The 17,026-nt window shown below is 68.3% G+C and carries 17 protein-coding genes; 5 read left to right on the top strand and 12 right to left on the bottom strand.

Features of this window, described 5'->3' with window-relative positions:
• Positions 1-14: 14 nt before the first annotated feature.
• The 3 genes from lipB to L8H00_RS05175 all read left to right on the top strand — a co-directional run bounded on the left by lipB (position 15) and on the right by L8H00_RS05175 (position 1,996).
• The gene (lipB, locus tag L8H00_RS05185) at positions 15-680 is read left to right on the top strand and encodes a lipoyl(octanoyl) transferase LipB (protein WP_242096169.1); all 666 of its coding nucleotides are present in this window, start codon (positions 15-17) and stop codon (positions 678-680) included.
• A gap of 93 nt (positions 681-773) precedes the next feature.
• Complete coding sequence (locus L8H00_RS05180; RefSeq protein WP_242096168.1) at positions 774-1,052, top strand: hypothetical protein; 279 nt, start codon at positions 774-776, stop codon at positions 1,050-1,052.
• A gap of 209 nt (positions 1,053-1,261) precedes the next feature.
• A complete protein-coding gene (locus L8H00_RS05175; protein ID WP_242096167.1) occupies positions 1,262-1,996 on the top strand; it encodes a hypothetical protein in 735 nt (244 codons plus the stop codon).
• A gap of 191 nt (positions 1,997-2,187) precedes the next feature.
• Here the strand turns inward: L8H00_RS05175 and queE are convergent, their stop codons facing one another.
• The 7 genes from queE to L8H00_RS05140 form a co-directional block, all read right to left on the bottom strand.
• A complete protein-coding gene (gene queE, locus L8H00_RS05170) occupies positions 2,188-2,820 on the bottom strand; it encodes a 7-carboxy-7-deazaguanine synthase (protein WP_242096166.1) in 633 nt (210 codons plus the stop codon).
• A 7-nt stretch (positions 2,821-2,827) separates the two neighbouring features.
• Positions 2,828-3,520, bottom strand: a complete 693-nt coding sequence (gene queC / locus L8H00_RS05165) for a 7-cyano-7-deazaguanine synthase QueC (RefSeq protein WP_242096165.1) — start codon at positions 3,518-3,520, stop codon at positions 2,828-2,830.
• 148 nt (positions 3,521-3,668) lie between these two features.
• The gene (locus L8H00_RS05160) at positions 3,669-4,580 is read right to left on the bottom strand and encodes an Hsp33 family molecular chaperone HslO (RefSeq protein ID WP_242096164.1); all 912 of its coding nucleotides are present in this window, start codon (positions 4,578-4,580) and stop codon (positions 3,669-3,671) included.
• Between the two features lie 109 nt (positions 4,581-4,689).
• Positions 4,690-5,607, bottom strand: a complete 918-nt coding sequence (gene argF / locus L8H00_RS05155) for an ornithine carbamoyltransferase (protein ID WP_242096163.1) — start codon at positions 5,605-5,607, stop codon at positions 4,690-4,692.
• A gap of 103 nt (positions 5,608-5,710) precedes the next feature.
• On the bottom strand, positions 5,711-6,907 hold the full coding sequence (locus L8H00_RS05150; protein WP_242096162.1) for an aspartate aminotransferase family protein: 1,197 nt from the start codon (positions 6,905-6,907) through the stop codon (positions 5,711-5,713).
• Between the two features lie 92 nt (positions 6,908-6,999).
• The gene (gene parE, locus L8H00_RS05145) at positions 7,000-8,988 is read right to left on the bottom strand and encodes a DNA topoisomerase IV subunit B (RefSeq protein WP_242096161.1); all 1,989 of its coding nucleotides are present in this window, start codon (positions 8,986-8,988) and stop codon (positions 7,000-7,002) included.
• 293 nt (positions 8,989-9,281) lie between these two features.
• Positions 9,282-9,956: a GcrA family cell cycle regulator gene (locus L8H00_RS05140; RefSeq protein ID WP_242096285.1), complete on the bottom strand. Its 675-nt coding sequence runs from the start codon at positions 9,954-9,956 to the stop codon at positions 9,282-9,284.
• 64 nt (positions 9,957-10,020) lie between these two features.
• On the opposite strand from L8H00_RS05140, the gene L8H00_RS05135 reads away from it, so the two are divergent.
• The gene (locus L8H00_RS05135) at positions 10,021-10,872 is read left to right on the top strand and encodes an ABC transporter permease (protein WP_242096160.1); all 852 of its coding nucleotides are present in this window, start codon (positions 10,021-10,023) and stop codon (positions 10,870-10,872) included.
• Positions 10,873-11,175: 303 nt separating this feature from the next.
• Here the strand turns inward: L8H00_RS05135 and L8H00_RS05130 are convergent, their stop codons facing one another.
• The 3 genes from L8H00_RS05130 to L8H00_RS05120 are packed head-to-tail and all read right to left on the bottom strand — an operon-like array spanning position 11,176 to position 13,564.
• Entirely contained in the window at positions 11,176-11,961 is a 786-nt protein-coding gene (locus L8H00_RS05130) for a LysR family transcriptional regulator (protein ID WP_242096159.1), read from the bottom strand.
• On the bottom strand, positions 11,958-12,356 hold the full coding sequence (gene apaG / locus L8H00_RS05125) for a Co2+/Mg2+ efflux protein ApaG (RefSeq protein ID WP_242096158.1): 399 nt from the start codon (positions 12,354-12,356) through the stop codon (positions 11,958-11,960). The genes L8H00_RS05130 and apaG overlap by 4 nt, the downstream gene beginning before the upstream one ends.
• Positions 12,353-13,564, bottom strand: coding sequence for an aminotransferase class I/II-fold pyridoxal phosphate-dependent enzyme (locus L8H00_RS05120; protein ID WP_242096157.1), 1,212 nt, complete (start codon positions 13,562-13,564; stop codon positions 12,353-12,355). The genes apaG and L8H00_RS05120 overlap by 4 nt, the downstream gene beginning before the upstream one ends.
• Positions 13,565-13,641: 77 nt before the next feature.
• Between L8H00_RS05120 and L8H00_RS05115 the strand changes: the two genes are divergently transcribed.
• The gene (locus L8H00_RS05115; RefSeq protein ID WP_242096156.1) at positions 13,642-14,874 is read left to right on the top strand and encodes a phospholipid carrier-dependent glycosyltransferase; all 1,233 of its coding nucleotides are present in this window, start codon (positions 13,642-13,644) and stop codon (positions 14,872-14,874) included.
• Here the strand turns inward: L8H00_RS05115 and L8H00_RS05110 are convergent.
• The gene (locus tag L8H00_RS05110; protein WP_242096155.1) at positions 14,871-15,968 is read right to left on the bottom strand and encodes a glycosyltransferase family 2 protein; all 1,098 of its coding nucleotides are present in this window, start codon (positions 15,966-15,968) and stop codon (positions 14,871-14,873) included. The two genes, L8H00_RS05115 and L8H00_RS05110, sit on opposite strands and share 4 nt — an antisense overlap.
• Positions 15,965-17,008 carry a 3-isopropylmalate dehydrogenase gene (leuB, locus tag L8H00_RS05105; RefSeq protein WP_242096154.1) on the bottom strand — a complete coding sequence of 348 codons (1,044 nt, stop codon included), beginning with the start codon at positions 17,006-17,008 and terminating at the stop codon, positions 15,965-15,967. The genes L8H00_RS05110 and leuB overlap by 4 nt, the downstream gene beginning before the upstream one ends.
• Between the last annotated feature and the right edge of the window lie 18 nt (positions 17,009-17,026).

The raw sequence follows: 17,026 nt of genomic DNA, 5'->3' as shown, positions 1-17,026 counted from the left end.
GCAGATGCGTGGTCGTGACCGATCCCATCGCCGATCCCGAATGGCGCATCAGCCCAGGGCTGATCCCGTATGCCGAATCGCTGGCGGCGATGGAGGCGCGCGCCGCCGCGGTCGCGGTGGGCGAGCAGCGCGAGCTTGTCTGGCTGCTCGAACACCCCCCCGTCTATACCGGCGGCACCAGCGCGGACGCCGCCGAGCTGATCGATCCGCGCTTTCCCGTCGTCGAGACCGGGCGCGGCGGGCGCTACACCTATCATGGGCCCGGCCAGCGCGTCGGCTATCTCGTGCTCGATCTCGGGCGGCGGGGGCGTGACGTGCGCGGGTTCGTCCATGCGCTCGAGGATTGGGTGATCGCCGCGCTGGGCGAACTGGGCGTGACCGCGTTCAGCGTGCCCGGCCGCGTCGGCATCTGGACGCGCGACGGCGGCGCGGAGGCCAAGATCGGTGCGATCGGCGTGCGGGTGAAGCGCTGGGTGACGCTCCACGGCTTTGCGGTGAACGTCGCGCCCGATTTGTCGCATTTCGGCGGGATCGTGCCGTGCGGCCTCGCCGAATTCCCGGTCACCAGTCTTGCCGCACTCGGCCGGGATGCGGATCTGGCGGCGTTCGACGCGGCGCTGGCGGCCAATGCAGGCCACTTCATCGAAACTCTTTCTTCGTCGCGACAAAACGAGGCTTGAGGGCGGAAGCGCTTCGGTTTAATGTCCACTGTGATTTGGGTATTAAAGGGGCGACCCGCGCCGTCCAAATCCTCTATCCAAGGGAGCTATCCAATGCGTGCACTCATTTCCAAGGTCCTGACCGGTTCGATGATCGCCGGTGCGGCACTCGCGGTTTCGGCTTGCGGCCCGAAGACCGACACGACCACCGAGAACACGATGGTCACCGACATGAACTCGACCGAGGGCATGGACACGATGTCGGACAACATGACGGCGGTCGACGGTGCGTCGAACGGCGGCATGATGGCGAACGACACGATGGGCAATGGCGGCATGATGGCGAACAGCACCATGACGACCACCAACACCACGACCACGAACGCGATGTAATCAACCCGCCAGGGTTGATCGCGTCTTCGGACGGAAAGGGGCCGACCGGGCGACCGGGCGGCCCTTTTTTCGTGCGCCGCATTCCCGCCGGATCGTTGCGCAGGCGTAGCGCCGTTCCGAGCCCCCGCTGCGACGGATCGTGGTTAAAAAGCATTTGGGCCGTCGCGCGAAATGCCTTAGATTCCACCCCGGTTCCCGGGGAGGGTAAGATGCGTAACGTGCGTTCGGCGGCCATATCGGCTGCATTGGTGATGGCGACGACGGCGAATTCCGCCTCCGCCCAGTTCTTTCTTCAACCGCACGACATGAGCGGCCAGCCGGTGCGCGGCGACGAGGCCGATATCGGGCTCAACATGCCGGGCGCGACGGCCGCCGAACAGCGCGCGGCGATGATCTGGACGATGCGTTCGGCGCTGAACGTCGCCGCGCTGCAATGCCAGTTCGAGCCCACCCTGCTCGTCGTGTCGAACTACAACGCGCTGCTCACCGATCACAAGGACGAACTGAAGACCGCCATGGACGGCGTGAGCAAATATTACACGCGCATGGCCAAGACCAAGAAGGCCGGTCAGGACGCGTTCGACCAGTTCAACACGCGCAGCTATTCGGCCTATGCCACGGTCAACGCGCAGTATAATTTCTGCCAGACCGCCAATTCGATCGGCCGCGAGGCGATCTTCACGCCGCGCGGCCAGCTCGGCGCGCTGGTCGAGGGGCGGATGCGCGAGCTGCGCAACAGCCTGACGCCCTGGGGCGAGCAGCGCTTTCCGCGCTATATCGGCCGCGACACCGCGCAGGTGAAGCTGCCTCGGCTCGATGCGATCTGCTGGGACAAGAAGGCCAATTGGGTCGAGAAGAAGTGCGGCCCGATCAACTGGCCACCCGCCATGGCACCGGCCGCGGTCGCCGTGGCGGCGCCGGCGAATGCGGTGGCGTCGCAATAAGCCCCCCGCCCCCATCCCCGCACCGGCGGAGATGGGGGCGGAGTTCGATGAGCTTACTTCGATCCGTTCGCCCCGAGCATGTCGAAGGGCCTGTTCAGAATGCGAAGGCGCGCCTGCGGAGAGCGTGCCTCGACAGGCTCAGCACGAACGGATCTCGTGATCCGGTCAAGCCAATGCCATCCGCTTCAGGCTCAGCGCAGCCCGAGCATCTTGTGCGTCTGGAGCGACAGCCGCCATTGCGGCCGGTCCATCACCAGCGCGATCGCCGCCGCCACATTTGCCGCACCGTTCGCATCGTCCATCGGCTGGATCAGCCGGTGGGTGAAATCCCAGCGCTCCGCCGCATCGAGATCGCTGCCCGCCTGCGGCCAGACGAGCTTCAGCTCGTCGCCCCGGCGCTGCACGACCACGCTGCCCGCCTTGGGGCTGACGCAGACCCAGTCGATCCCCGGATGCGCCGGCAACGTGCCGTTGGTCTCGATCGCGATCCGGAACCCGGAGGCGTGGAGCGCATCGACCAGCGCATCGTCGATCTGGAGCATCGGCTCGCCCCCGGTGAGCACGACGAATCGGTTCGTACCGCCATCGCCCCAGTGTCGCACCACATCGGCGACCAGCCCGGCGGCATCGGCGAACTTGCCGCCGCCTAGGCCATCGGTGCCGACGAAATCGGTGTCGCAGAAGCGGCAGATCGCGGTCGCGCGGTCCTGTTCGCGGCCCGACCACAGGTTGCAACCGGCAAAGCGCACGAACACCGCGCGGGCGCCGGCGTTCACGCCCTCGCCCTGGAGCGTCAGGAACATCTCCTTGACGGCATAGCTCACGGGGCCCTCAATCCGGCCGAACGGCGTAGACCGTGGGATCGGCCACGCCCGCTTCCTCGAAGCCGCGCGCGCGCAGCCGGCAGCTGTCGCACAGCCCGCAATGCTCGCCCGCCGGCGTCGGATCGTAGCACGACCAGCTCAGCCCCATGTCGAGCCCGAGCCGCTGCCCCTCGCGTACGATATCGGCTTTGCTCATCATCTGCAGCGGCGCCCGGATGCGGAAGGGCTCGCCCTCGACGCCCGCCTTGGTGGCCAGTTCGGCCAGCGCCTCGAAGCCGGCGATGAACTCGGGCCGGCAATCGGGATAGCCCGAATAATCGAGCGCATTGACGCCGATGAACAGGTCGTGCGCCCCAGCCGCCTCCGCCCAGCCGAGCGCGAGGCTGAGAAAGATCGTGTTGCGCGCGGGCACATAGGTGACGGGGATGCCCGGCTGCACGCCCTCCTTGGGCACCGCAATGTCGGCGGTGAGCGCGGAGCCGCCGAATGCCGACAGATCGAGCGGCAGGACGATGTGCCGCTCGGCACCGATCGCCTCGGCGACGCGCGCCGCGGCGGCGAGTTCGACCCGGTGGCGCTGGTTGTAATCGACCGAGAGCGCGAGCAGGCGGTAACCGTCCGCCACCGCGGAGGCGGCGGACACCATCGAGTCGAGCCCGCCCGACACGAGCGCGACCGCAAGGAGCTTGGGAGATGTCATGATCCCCACGCCGCTAGGCCCGCTCCGCCGCCATCGCAAACAAAAAAAGGGCCGCACGGTGGCGGCCTAAGGCAGGCCTTGCGGCCGATTGGGAGAAAAGCGTGCCGAAAGCACCACCCCTCTGTTGCAGAGGAAGGTAAAGGACGCGTTACGAAACGCCCACTTCCTCCGCCGGCACCGGAAAGACGCTGGCGCAAAAGGCGCAGTCGACGCGGATCATGCCGTCCGCATCCGCCATCTCGCGCCGTTCCTCGACGCCGAACTTGGCCAGCACGCCCGCGATATGCTCGGCGGTGCAGCGGCACCCGCGCGCCAGCCCGGTCGTGGCGAGCACGCGGACATCCTCCTCGTTGAACAGCCGCCACACGAGCGTTTCGAGCGCGATCTCGGGCGCTGCGAGCTCGTCCGCGCCCATGGTGAGGCCCAGGGCGGCGACATGCTCCCATTCGGGATGATCGAGCTTGGTGTGCAGCCGCTCGCGGCCATCCTCGCCTTCGGGCAGATGCTGGAGGAACAGGCCGCCCGCGATCGTGGTGCCGTCGGCGCGCTTGTCGATACCGACGCGGACGAGGCTGGGGATCTGTTCGGACTGGATAAAATAGCTTTGTGCCGCCGCCGACAGCGTCTCGCCGTCGAGCGGTACGATGCCCTGATAGCGCTCGCCGCTGGTTTCCATGTCGAACGTGATCGCGAGATAGCCCTGGCCGAACAGCGCGAAGAGCGTGGGGTTCTCGGGCGCCTCGGCCAGCTTGTCCGCGTCATATTGGATATAGCCGCGCAGCTCGCCGCCGCGATAGTCGCAGACGAGCAACTGGACGACGCCGCTGTCGCTGCGCGTCTGCATCGTCAACTGGCCGGCGGCGTCCTTCAACGTCGATCCGATCAGCGCGCACAAGGTCAGCGCCTCGGCGAGCAGCGCCTCGATCGCGGGCGGATAGGCGTGCGCCGACAGGATCGTGTCGAGCGTCGGCCCCAGCCGAACGATCCGCCCCCGCGCATGGCGCAGCGGGATCGCGAAGCCGAGCGCGCGATCGGTGTCATCGGTAATCGGTCCGTCCATCCGTCATCCCCGCGAAAGCGGGGATCCCGCTTCTTCCTTCACCGCCGCGTCGAGCAGCGGAATACCCGCGTTCGCGGGCATGACGGAGATAGGGAGATACGCTCCCCGATCAACCGATCTGGCCGAAGCACCAGCGCAGCACGCTCTTCTGCGCGTGGAGCCGGTTCTCCGCCTCCGCCCAGATCAGCGATTGCGGGCCGTCGATCACGTCCGCCGTCACCTCTTCGCCACGATGCGCGGGCAGGCAATGGAGGAACGCCGCATCGGGCTTGGCCGCCGCCATCAGCGCGGGCGTCACCTGATAGGGCATCATCGCCGCCAGCTTCGTGTCGGCATGCGCCTGGCCCATCGAGATCCAGGTGTCGGTGACGACGATGTCGGCGCCCTCCACCGCCTCGCGCGGATCCGCGACGATCCGCGCACGCCCCCGGCCGGCGATCACCGCCTCCTCCTCGGGCTGGAACCCCTGCGGGCAGGCGGCGACCACGTCGAAATGCATCAGCCCCGCGGCCTCGACGATCGAAGCGAGCACGTTGTTGCCGTCGCCCAGCCACGCAACCTTCAGGCCGGGCAGCGCCTTGCCGCGCTCCACGATCGTCAACAGGTCGGCCATGATCTGGCAGGGATGCGAGGCATCGGTCAGCCCGTTGATGACGGGGACGCCGGCGTGATGCGCCATCTCGTCCAGCTTGGCGTGATCGTCGGTGCGGATCATGATCGCGTCGCAATAGCCCGACAGCACGCGTGCGGTATCCGCGACGCTTTCGCCGCGTCCCAGCTGCATGGTGCCGGCATCCATGACGATGCTCGATCCGCCGAGCTGACGGATCGCCATGTCGAACGACACGCGGGTGCGGGTCGAGCTCTTTTCGAACACCATCGCGAGCGTATGGCCGGCGAGTGGCGCGTCGGCATCGGCGCGCCCCTTGGGCCAGCCGGCGCGCGCGGCCTTGCGATCGATTGCATCGGCCAGCATCGCCGCGATGCCGTCCGGCCCCGCATCGGACAGGTTCAGGAAATGGCGCATCTCAATTCTCCCCCCATGACGACCGGGGATCACGCCGCCCTGCCCGGCGGCGCCCGCTCGCGACGGTCCGCTTCGTCGCTCCCCGCATCGGAGCCTGTCGTTCTCAGTCGTCCGCCGCCGGCACATAGACGCGCGCGGCGGTGGCCAGCTTGTCGAGGCATTCGACGACATGGCGCTCGTCGATCACCAGCGGGGGCAGGATGCGCACGACGTTCCCGCCCGCCGCGACCAGCAGTAACTGATGGTTGTCGCGCGCATGCGCCACGAAATCGCGCGGCTCGACGCCCGCCTTCAGCTTCAGCCCCAGCATCAGCCCGCGCCCGCGCACGCCCTCGAACACATGGTCGTGATTGGGGATCAGTTGCTCCAACCCGCCGCGCAGCCGCTCGCCCATCGCCTCGACCTGCGCGAGGAAGCCGTCTTCGAGCATCACGTCGAGCACCGCCTGCCCCGCCGCCATCGCCAGCGGATTGCCGCCATACGTAGAGCCGTGGGTGCCGATCACCATGCCCTTGGCCGCGCGTTCGGTGGCGAGGCAGGCGCCCAGCGGAAAGCCGCCACCGATGCCCTTGGCGATGGGCATGATGTCGGGTTCGATGCCGTAATGCTCATAGGCCCACATCTTGCCCGTCCGGCCATAGCCGCACTGCACCTCGTCGAGGATCAGCAACAGGCCATGCTCGTCGCACACCCGACGCAGGCCCTGGATGAATTCGGGCGTGGCAACCGAGACGCCGCCCTCGCCCTGGATCGTCTCGACCATGAAGCCGGCGGTCTCGTCGTCGATCAGCGCCAAGGCGGCCGCCAGATCGTTGAACGGCGCATAGGCGAAGCCGGGCAGCAGCGGCTCGAAGCCGTCGCGCATCTTGGACTGGTTGGTCGCCGAGATCGCGCCCATCGTCCGCCCGTGAAACGCGTTCTCGAACGTGATGATCGTGTGGCGCTGCGGATTGCCTTCCGCGAAATGGAAGCGGCGCGCGGTCTTGATCGCGCATTCCACCGCCTCGGTGCCCGAATTGGTGAAGAACACCGTGTCGGCGAAGCTGTTGGCGACGATCCGCTCAGCCAGCGCCTCGCCCTGCGGGCTGCCGTACAGGTTGGAGACGTGCATCAGCGTGGCGGCCTGTTCGGCGATCGCCTTCACCAGATGCGGATGGCCGTGGCCCAGCGCGTTGACCGCGATGCCCGCCGCCATGTCGAGATAGCGCGTGCCGTCCTCGCCGATCAGGTGACAGCCCTCGCCGCGCACCGGACGCACGCCGCACCGCGGATAGACGGGCATGAGCGGGGTGATGGCCACGGGCGCTTCCTTCCTCGAAACGAAAAGGGCGGCCCGTGGAGGACCGCCCCGAAGCCGTTCAATACGGGCGATCGCACCCGCGAATCAACACCTCACGCGTCGATCGCCTCCTCGTCCATCCGCGCGGCGTTTTCCTGGATGAAGGCGAAGCGGTGCGCGGGGTTCGTGCCCATCAGCCGATCGACCAGATCCTTCACGCCCGCGCGCTCCTCATATTCCTGCGGCAGCGTGATGCGGATCATCGAGCGCGTCTTGGGATCCATCGTGGTTTCGCGGAGCTGGATCGGGTTCATCTCGCCCAGCCCCTTGAAGCGCGACACCTCGACCTTCTTGCCCTTGAACGCGGTGCGCTCCAGCTCGGCACGGTGCGCGTCGTCGCGCGCATAGAGCGATTTCGCGCCCACCGTCAGGCGATAGAGCGGCGGCTGCGCCAGATAGAGATGCCCACGACGGACGAGATCGGGCATCTCCTGGAAGAAGAACGTCATCAAAAGCGTGGCGATGTGCGCGCCGTCGACATCGGCGTCGGTCATGATGACGATCCGTTCGTAGCGCAGCGTATCGGGCGTACAGTCCTTGCGCGTGCCGCAGCCGAGCGCGAGCGTCAGGTCGGCGATCTCCTGATTGGCGAAGATCTTGGCGCTGGTGGCAGACGCCACGTTCAGGATCTTGCCGCGGATCGGCAGGATCGCCTGCGTCTTGCGGTCGCGCGCCTGTTTCGCCGAGCCGCCGGCCGAATCGCCCTCCACGATGAAGAGTTCGGTGCCCTTGGGGTCGTCCGCCGAGCAATCGGTCAGCTTGCCGGGTAATCTCAGCTTTCTCGCAGACGTCGCGGTCTTGCGCTTGACCTCGCGCTCCTGCTTGCGCCGCAGGCGCTCGTCCATCCGTTCGAGGACGTAGCCCAGCAGCGCCTTGCCGCGCTCCATATTATGGCCGAGCCAATGGTCGAAATGGTCGCGCACCGCCTTTTCGACCAGTCCTGCCGCCTCGGGCGAGGTCAGCCGGTCCTTGGTCTGGCTCTGGAATTGCGGCTCGCGGATGAAGACCGAAAGCATCAGTTCGCTGCCGACCATCACGTCGTCGGCGGTGATGTCCTTGCCCTTCTTCTGGTGCACCAGCTCGGCAAAGGCGCGAAGCCCGCGCACCAGCGCCTGACGCAGCCCCTGTTCGTGCGTGCCCCCATCGGGCGTGGGGATGGTGTTGCAGTACCAGCTGTAGGATCCGTCGCTCCACAGCGGCCAGGCGACCGCCCATTCGACGCGCCCCTGCTCGGCACCGTCGGTCCTGGGAAAATCCTGCGACCCGGCGAAGAAATCCGCGGTCGCGCATTCGCGGCCGGCGATCTGCTCGCGCAGGTGATCGGCCAGGCCGCCGGGAAACTGGAACACCGCCTCGGCCGGCGTATCGTCGGTGAGCAGGTCGGGCGCGCAATGCCAGCGGATCTCGACGCCCGCGAACAGATACGCCTTGGATCGCGCGAGCCGGTAGAGCCGCTGCGGCTTGAAGCTCAGCTCGGGCCCGAAGATCTCGGCATCGGGCGTAAACGCGACCGAGGTGCCGCGGCGGTTGGGCGTCGGGCCCACCGTCTCCAGTGGCCCGAGCGTCAGCCCGCGCGCGAATCGCTGGCGATAGAGCTGCCGGTCGCGCGCCACCTCCACCACCGTGTCGGACGACAGCGCGTTGACCACCGACACGCCCACGCCGTGCAGGCCGCCGCTGGTGGCATAGGCCTTGCCCGCGAACTTGCCGCCCGAATGGAGCGTCGACAGGATCACCTCGAGCGCCGACTTGCCGGGAAATTTGGGGTGCGGATCGACCGGTATGCCGCGGCCATTGTCGACCACGGTCAGCCGGTTGCCGGGCTCCAGCGTGATCTCGATCCGCGTCGCATGGCCGGCGACCGCCTCGTCCATCGCATTGTCGAGCACCTCGGCCGCCAGATGGTGCAGCGCGCGCTCGTCGGTGCCGCCGACATACATGCCGGGGCGGCGGCGGACCGGCTCCAGCCCCTCCAGCACCTCGATCGACGATGCGTCATAGGCGGGTGTGGATTTGGAACCAGCAAACAGATCTTCGACCATGCGCGAACGTATGGGGTACGCGCGGTGCGAGAGCAAGCGCGACCGCCTTTTGGTGAGGCGGGCAAGGACGATCCAGTTCCCCGGCGAAGGCCGGGGCCCAGGTGGGAAGGCCAGAGCGACGACGGGCGGCGCTCAGTTACGCATGTTCCCCAACTGGCCCCGGCCTTCGCCGGGGAACAGGGGTGCCACGGGCTCTCCACCACGCATCATGGGCAAAGCCCATGATGTCGGACGCGGCTTTCGGCCGCGCCGGCCAGGCGGACCGCCGCTATGCGTCGGCAAAGCCTTGGGCTTTACCGTACGCGCGGTCCGCCGAACGGGAGCGGCGGCGGCGGGCGGCGGTCGCGGCGGGGGAGCTGCGCCTGATAGGCATGGCCGCAATGATCCACGCAGTACGGGAAGCCCGGATTCACCTTGTCGCCGCAAAAATGGAAATCGGGCTCGCCGGGATGGCCGAGCGGCCATTTGCAGATGCGATCGTTCAGATCGAGCAGGCTCGTCTTGCCCGCCATGTCGGCCGAGGGCTTGGCCGGCACGAGACGGCGCGGCGGCGCGGGCGTGCTGGGGGGCTGTTGCTCGCCGGGCGCCTGGCGCAGGAAGCCGCCGGGGCCGACCGAGCGGAGGATCGGTTGCGGGGGCCGCACGGGTGCGGGCTCCTCGGCGTCCATGTCCTCGTCGGCGGGGGGTGCCGCGACCGGCGCCGGCGCGGCGCGGACCGGTTCCGGCTCGGGTTCGGGTGGCGGGGGTGGCACCACGACCGGCGGCGGCGCGGGTTCGGCCGCGACCGGCTTTGCCTCGGGCTCGTTCGACTTCACTGGCGACGGGCGCGACTGGAGGCCCAGCCGGTGCGCCTTGCCGATCACCGCGTTGCGGCTGACGCCGCCAAGTGCCTCGGCGATCTGACTCGCGGTCTGCCCGCCCTCCCACATCGTCTTGAGCGTATCGATCCGCTCGTCCGTCCACGACATCGTCGTCATTCCTCGTCTTTCGTCGCCTTGCGGGCGGCAGCGGCAGCGATTACCGCCCATCTTCATGAGCAGCCAACCCCAAATCGGCGAATTGCAGTCGGCGGTGCGTTCCGCCCCCGGCGTGCCCGTCATCCGCAACGTGAACTGGGGCGGCCTTCGTACGCTCTATATCAAGGAGGTGCGCCGGTTCTTCAAGGTCCACCTCCAGACGGTGTGGGCGCCCGCCATCACCACGCTGCTCTATCTGGTGATCTTCACGGTCGCCACCGGGGGCAAGCGGCCGGTCTTCGTCGGCGGCTATCAGGTGCCGTTCGCCGATTTCATCGCGCCCGGCCTGATCGTGATGGGCATGCTGCAGAACAGCTTCGCCAATTCCAGCTTCTCGCTGCTCGTCGGCAAGATCCAGGGCACGATCGTCGATTATCTGATGCCGCCGCTCTCGTCCGCCGAACTGCTGTTCGCGCTCGTGGCGGGCGCGGTGACGCGGGCGTTCTGCGTCGGCGCCGCGGTGTGGCTGGCGATGGCGATCTGGCCGGGCGTGCACGTCACGCCGCATGCGCCGTTCGCGATCCTGTGGTTCGGGCTGCTCGGGTCGGTGTTCCTGGCGCTCGTCGGCATCCTCACCTCGATCTGGGCCGACAAGTTCGACCATGCCGCCGCGGTGCAGAATTTCGTGATCGCGCCGCTCACCCTGCTGTCGGGCACCTTCTATTCGGTCGACCGGCTGGCCCCCGCCTTCCGCGTAGCGAGCCACCTCAACCCGTTCTTCTACATCATCTCGGGCTTTCGCTACGGCTTTCTCGGCATCGCCGATTCGCCCGTGATGCTGGGCGGCGTGGCGATCCTGGTGGCCGATCTGGTGCTGGGCGGCGTGGTCTATGCCGCCCTTCGCGGCGGGTGGAAGCTGAAGAACTAGGCGGGATTGCTATCGCGCTGATGGATGTGGTCAGGCGGAGGACGCGGAGCAGGTGCGCCTGGCGCACCATCGGGACCTTACCTCACCCCGTTCGCCCCGAGCCTGTCGAAGGGCCTGTGCCATACGCAAACGCACGGATGCGCAAAGCGTGCTTCGACAAGCTCGGCACGAACGGAGTGGGTGATGGGATCAAGTGGTCGTCATCCCGCTCCGATCACCGGCGGTTAGAGCGAGCACTCCCGAACGCGCGCCACTTCCGCGCCTCCGCGTGAACCACGCCCCACGCGGCCTCGCCCCGGAGGTTCAGCCCGTCAGCGCATCCACCAGTGCGCGCACCTTCTTCTGGCGCCACTGCGGCAGCGGCGCGACCAGCCAATAGCCGCTGCGCGACGGGCGCGGTTCGCCGATCGCGATCAGCCGTCCCGCAGCCAGATCGGGCGCGGCGAGCAATTCCGGCACCGTCGCCCGGCCCAGCCCCGCGGTCGCCGCGTCGATCGCCAACCCCGCATCGGCGACATGCACCAGCGCCGCCGCCTCGTCCGGCCCGCCGATCCAGGCAATGGCCGCATCCGCGCCACCCGGCCGCGCGACCGTCACCAGGCCTTCGGAGGCAATCGCCTCGCCCTCATGCCCGCCCGGTCCCTCGCCCCAGCGGATCGCCAGATCGAGATTGGCTTCGGTGAAATCGACGCCCTCGTCCGCGCTCAGCAACACGAAGCGCAGATCGGGATCCGCCGCCGCGATCGCCGCGAGCCGCGGCATCAGCCACTTCTCGGTCACGTCGCGCGGCGCCGCGATCGTCAGCGACTTGGACGATTGCCCCGCCTGCATCGCGCGCACCGCTTCCTCGAACTGGAGGAACCCACCGCGCAGTGCCGGCAGGCCACCCTCCGCCTCGGGCGTCAGTTCCAGCCCACGCGTAGTGCGGCGGAACAGGACCACGCCCAGCGTATCTTCCAGCGCGCGAATCTGCTGCCCTACCGCCGCAGGCGTGACCGCGAGTTCGTCCGCCGCCCGCGTGAACGACAGGTGCCGCGCCGCCGCATCGAAGACTCGCATCCCGTTCAGCGGCAGGTGAGTCCGTTTCACGGGGTCACCGCAGGCGCGAGCAGGGCGAACCGCGGAATCTCGACATCGAACACGTCGCCGCGCTCGTCCACCATGCGATAGCTGCCCTGCATCGCGCCCGTCGGCGTGGCGAGCGGGCAGCCCGAGACATAGTCGAAGCTGGCGCCGGGCTCGACGAGCGGCTGTTCGCCGACCACGCCCTCGCCCTCCACGGTGTGGCGCGCGCCGCGGCCGTCGGTGATGACCCAGTGCCGCGTCAGCAACTGCACCGCGCCCGCACCGTCGTTTTCGAGGCGGACGTGATAGGCCCAGAACCAGCGGCCGCGATCGGGCTCGGACTGCTCGGGCAGATAGCTGACCGACACGCGCACCGTCACCCCGCGCGTCGTCTGCGCATGGGGAAAGAGCGCCTTCACAGCCCCGCGACCGTCAGCGCCTGGTCGAGATCGGCGATCGTGTCGCGCACATCCTCCAGCCCGACATTGAGGCGCAGCAGCCCCTCGGTCACGCCCATCTCCAGCCGCTTGTCCTCGGCGACGCCCGCATGCGTGGTCGAGGCCGGGTGAGTCATCAGCGAGCGCGAATCGCCGATATTATTCGAGATATCGACGAGTTCGAGCGCGTCGAGCAGCGCATGCGCCTGGGCGCGCCCGCCGGGCACCTCGATCGCAAGGATCGGCCCATAGGCGCCCAGCATCTGCCGCGCCGCGATCGCATGCTGCGGATGGCTGGCGAGGCCGGGATAGAGCACGCGCGGCACGCGCTGTTCGAGGAAGCTCGCCACCGCCATCGCGTTCTCGGACTGGCGGCGGATGCGCAAGTCGAGCGTCTCCAGCCCCTTCAGCACCACCCAGGCGTTGAACGCGGATAGCGTCGGCCCGGTGTTGCGCGTGAAGGGCAGCAGCGTGTTGTCGATGAAATCCCTCGTCCCGCACACCGCGCCGGCCAGCACGCGGCCCTGCCCATCCATCATCTTGGTCGCGCTATAGGCCGTCACGTCCGCGCCGAAATCCATCGGCCGCTGCAGCGCGGGCGTGGCGAAGGCGTTGTCGACCACGGTGACGATCCCGCGTTCGCGCGCGATCGCGCACACCGCGGCCAGATCGGCGATGTCCATCGTGGGGTTGGCGGGCGTCTCGAAGAAGAACACTTTGGTCTCGGGCCGGACGGCATCGATGAACGCCTGCGGGTCGCGCGCGTCCACGATCGTGGTACCGATGCCGAATTTGGGCAGCAGCGTGTCGGTCAGCCAGCGGCACGAGCCGAAGGCGGCGCGGCCGCCGACGAGATGGTCCCCGGTCTGGAGCTGGCACAGCAGCGCCGCCGTCATCGCGGCCATGCCGCTCGCCATCGTACGGCACGCCTCGGCCCCCTCCAGCAGCGCGATCCGCTCCTCGAGCATCTCGACCGTGGGGTTCTGAAGGCGCGAATAGGTCATTCCCGCCTGCTCGCCCGCGAAACGCGCGGCGGCGTCGCCCGCGCAATCATAGGCATAGCCCGAGGTGAGGAACAACGCCTCCGACGTTTCGCCATACTCGCTGCGGGCGGTGCCGCCGCGGATCGCCTGCGTCGCAGGGTGCCACTGGCGGGTGATTTCGCGGTCCTGGCCGGTCTTGCGCTTCATGCCACGCGCTTTGCCCGCTCGCACGGACGGCTGCAAGGGAGCTTGCCGCCGAGCGCGGATGCAGGAACAAGGGCGCGGTGCCCCGCTTCCTCCGCCGCCCCCTGCCCGCCGCGCTGGCGATCGGCCTGATCGCGCAGGCGCTGTTCTGCTGGCGGCTGACCACGCCGCACCAGCTCGTGTTCGACGAGATCCATTATGTGCCCGCCGCGCGCACGCTGCTGACGCTCGGACATCCTGCCAACATCGAGCATCCGCTGCTCGGCAAGATCCTGATCGCGCTCGGCATTCGGCTGTTCGGCGACGGGCCGCTCGGCTGGCGGATCCTGTCGACCGTCGCCGCCAGCGCGGTCGTGACGGGCAGCTTCGCCATCCTCTGGCTGGTGTTCCATCGGCTGCGCACCGCGACGATCGGCGCCTTGTTGGTGATGCTCAACTTCACCGTGTTCGTGCAGGCGCGGATCGCGATGCTCGACGGATTTCTTGCCGCCTTCGTCGTGCTGGCGATCGCGGCGATGCTCTGGAGCGCGCGGGGCAAGGGCGCGGCAGTGTGGTGGCGCTGGGTGCTGGGCGCGATTCTGCTGGGCCTGGCGGTCGCGTGCAAATGGGCGGCGGTGCCCTATCTCGCCTTCGCCGCGGCGGCGTTCGTGGCGGTGCGCCGGCGCCACCCCGCGGCATGGCCGGGGCTGCCGACGCTCACCGCGCTCGCGCTGCTGGGGGTGGCGAGCGGGGTGGGGTACCTCCTCACCTTCGCGCCCGCCTTCTTCTATGCCGACGAACCGCTGACGCTCGCGACGCTGATCCCGTTCCAGGCGACGATGTACGCGCAGCAGGTGCAGGTGCTGCCGCATCATGTCTACCAATCCGCCTGGTATGGCTGGCCGCTGATGCTCCGGCCGATCTGGTATTTCTACGAAGTGGCCGACGGCGCGCAGCGCGGCATCCTGCTGCTGGGCAATCCAGCGGTGATGTGGGGCGGTCTCGTCGCGGTGGCCGCCTGCCTGTGGGCGGGGTGGCGCGGGAACGGCAAGGCCGGGGCGATCGGTCTGTTGTGGCTCGGCTCCTATCTGATCTGGGCGATCATCCCCAAGTCCCTGGGATTCTATTATTATTACTATCTGCCGAGCATCTGGCTGCCGCTCGCCATCGCCGCCGCGTTCGATCGCGAGCGTGCGAACGGGGGCTATTGGGACGAGGCGTTCGTGCTGGCGGCGGCGGTGCTGTTCATCCACTTCTACCCCATCCTGTCCGCCGCGCCGCTCGCCGGCCCGCAGGCGTTCCACCGCTGGATGTGGTTCGGATCCTGGGTCTAATAACGGCCCCAGGTAAATTTGGACGACAGCACGTAATTCCACACCGCGCCGATCAGGATGCCGGCCAGCGCCGACGTCGCCGCGGTGCCGTCGCGCGCGTCGTAGAGGAACGCCGCTATCCCGATATTGGCGACCACGCCCACCGCGCACACCGCGCAGAAGGAGATCCACCCGTCGAACAGCGCCCGCGCGCCCTTCAGCCGGCGATCGCGATAGGTCAGCATGTTGTTCAGGAAGAAATTGAACGTCATCGCCGCCATCGCGCCCAGGATCTGCGCCGGCAGGAACGCGCTGCCCAGCAGCATCGCCGCGCCCAGCACGCCCATGTGCACGCCGATGCCGAGCACCCCGATCGCCGAGAACATCGCAAAGCGGACCGGCACGAAGCGGCCGAACTTGCGATCGTAAAGCGCGATGAGATATTCCATCGCGACGACGTGATCGAGCTTGCTCTCCCCCTCCGTGCGCACGCGGAAGGTGTAGGGCAGCTCGGCGAAGGCGAGCGGCTGCGGCGCCGCGGTCATGATGTCGAGCAGGATCTTGAAACCGATCGCTGCGATCTTGGGCACCAGGCGGCGCACGACAGGCGTGCGGATCATGAAGAAACCGCTCATCGGATCGGTGAGATCGGCTTTGAGCACCCGCCGCGAAAGCCTTGTCGCCAATGCCGATTTGGCGACGCGGTCGCGGTCCCACTCGCCCGTGCCGCCACCCGGGACGAAGCGCGAGCCGACCACCAGATCGAGCGCGGGCTCGCCCTGCAGCAGATCGAGCATCCGCGGCAGCAGCGTCTCGTCATGCTGGAGATCGCCATCGATCACCGCGACAACGGGCGCCGCGGTGGCGCACATCCCCTCGACACAGGCGGAGGACAGGCCGCGGCGGCCGATCCGCTGGATCACCCGCACCCGCGCATCGACCCGGCCGATCGTGCGCGCGGCATCCGCGGTTCCGTCGGGGCTGTCGTCGTCGACGAAGATCGCTTCCCACCGCCGGCCGGCGAGCGCCTGATCGAGCCTCGCGACCAAGGTCGCCACATTGCCCGATTCGTTGAACGTCGGGATAACGACCGCGAGTTCGAGCAGTCCGCTCACAAGCCCTGGAGCACCGCGTCGGTCATCGCATCGGTGGAAAGCGCGCCACCCAGATCCGCCGTCCGCGCGCCGCCGCGGATCGCCATCGCCACCGCCGCCTCGATCCAGTCCGCCGCATCCGCCCGGTCGAGCGAGTGCCGCAACATCATCGCCGCCGACAGGATCGCGGCGCAGGGATTGGCCAGGCCCCGCCCGGCGATATCGGGCGCGCTGCCGTGGATCGGCTCGTACAGGCCCTTGCCCGATCCATCGAGCGCGGCCGAGGGCAGCATCCCGATCGAGCCGGCGCACATCGACGCCTGGTCCGACAGGATGTCGCCGAACAGATTGCCGGTGACGATGACGTCGAACTGGCCGGGATCGCGAACGAGCTGCATGGCGGCGTTATCGACGTACATATGTGACAGGGCGATGTCGGGATATTGCGCGGCCGTCTCGATCACCACGTCGCGCCACAATTGCGACGTCTCGAGCACGTTCGCCTTGTCGACCGACAGCAGCCGCCCTTTGCGCGTGCGCGCGGTCTCGAACCCGACGCGTGCGATCCGCGCCACCTCGGCCTCGTCATAGCGCATCAGGTCGTATCCCTCGCGCAGCCCGTCCGCCAGGGTGCGACGGCCCTTCTCGCCGAAATACACGTCACCGGTCAGCTCGCGGACGATCACCATGTCGATCGTCCGCGCGATGGCGGGCTTGAGCGCCGAGGCGTCCTCCAGCCCCGCGAACAGCTTGGCGGGGCGCAGATTGGCGAACAGGCCGAGTTCCTTGCGCAGGCCGAGGATCGCCTGTTCAGGCCGCAGCGCGCGTTCCAGCCCGTCGAATGCCGGATCGCCCACCGCGCCGAACAGCACCGCATCGGCGCGGTGCGCGAGCGCGAGCGTCGCGGGCGGCAGCGGATGCCCCGCAGCGCGGTACGCCGCGCCGCCCACGGGCGCCGCCTCGAAGACCAACCCGAGGTCGAGCGTGTCGAGCACGCGGCGCGCCGCGGCGGTGACTTCGGGGCCGATGCCGTCGCCGGCCAGGATCGCGATCAGGGTCATGGATCATGCCTTGCCGGG

It is taken from the genome of Sphingomonas sp. CROZ-RG-20F-R02-07 (assembly GCF_022662335.1).
GTDB lineage: Bacteria > Pseudomonadota > Alphaproteobacteria > Sphingomonadales > Sphingomonadaceae > Sphingomonas.
The sequence above is the reverse complement of the archived record's forward strand: the minus strand, read 5'-3'. Positions and strand labels throughout refer to the sequence as shown.

Excerpts from the sequence above, each read along its gene's own strand:
- L8H00_RS05180 (WP_242096168.1), top strand. The coding sequence starts at position 774 with ATGCGTGCACTCATTTCCAAGGTCCTGACCGGTTCGATGATCGCCGGT.
- L8H00_RS05175 (WP_242096167.1), top strand. The coding sequence starts at position 1,262 with ATGCGTAACGTGCGTTCGGCGGCCATATCGGCTGCATTGGTGATGGCG.
- queC (WP_242096165.1), bottom strand. The coding sequence starts at position 3,520 with ATGACATCTCCCAAGCTCCTTGCGGTCGCGCTCGTGTCGGGCGGGCTC.
- L8H00_RS05160 (WP_242096164.1), bottom strand. The coding sequence starts at position 4,580 with ATGGACGGACCGATTACCGATGACACCGATCGCGCGCTCGGCTTCGCG.
- argF (WP_242096163.1), bottom strand. The coding sequence starts at position 5,607 with ATGCGCCATTTCCTGAACCTGTCCGATGCGGGGCCGGACGGCATCGCG.
- parE (WP_242096161.1), bottom strand. The coding sequence starts at position 8,988 with ATGGTCGAAGATCTGTTTGCTGGTTCCAAATCCACACCCGCCTATGAC.
- L8H00_RS05140 (WP_242096285.1), bottom strand. The coding sequence starts at position 9,956 with ATGTCGTGGACGGACGAGCGGATCGATACGCTCAAGACGATGTGGGAG.
- L8H00_RS05135 (WP_242096160.1), top strand. The coding sequence starts at position 10,021 with ATGAGCAGCCAACCCCAAATCGGCGAATTGCAGTCGGCGGTGCGTTCC.
- L8H00_RS05120 (WP_242096157.1), bottom strand. The coding sequence starts at position 13,564 with ATGAAGCGCAAGACCGGCCAGGACCGCGAAATCACCCGCCAGTGGCAC.
- leuB (WP_242096154.1), bottom strand. The coding sequence starts at position 17,008 with ATGACCCTGATCGCGATCCTGGCCGGCGACGGCATCGGCCCCGAAGTC.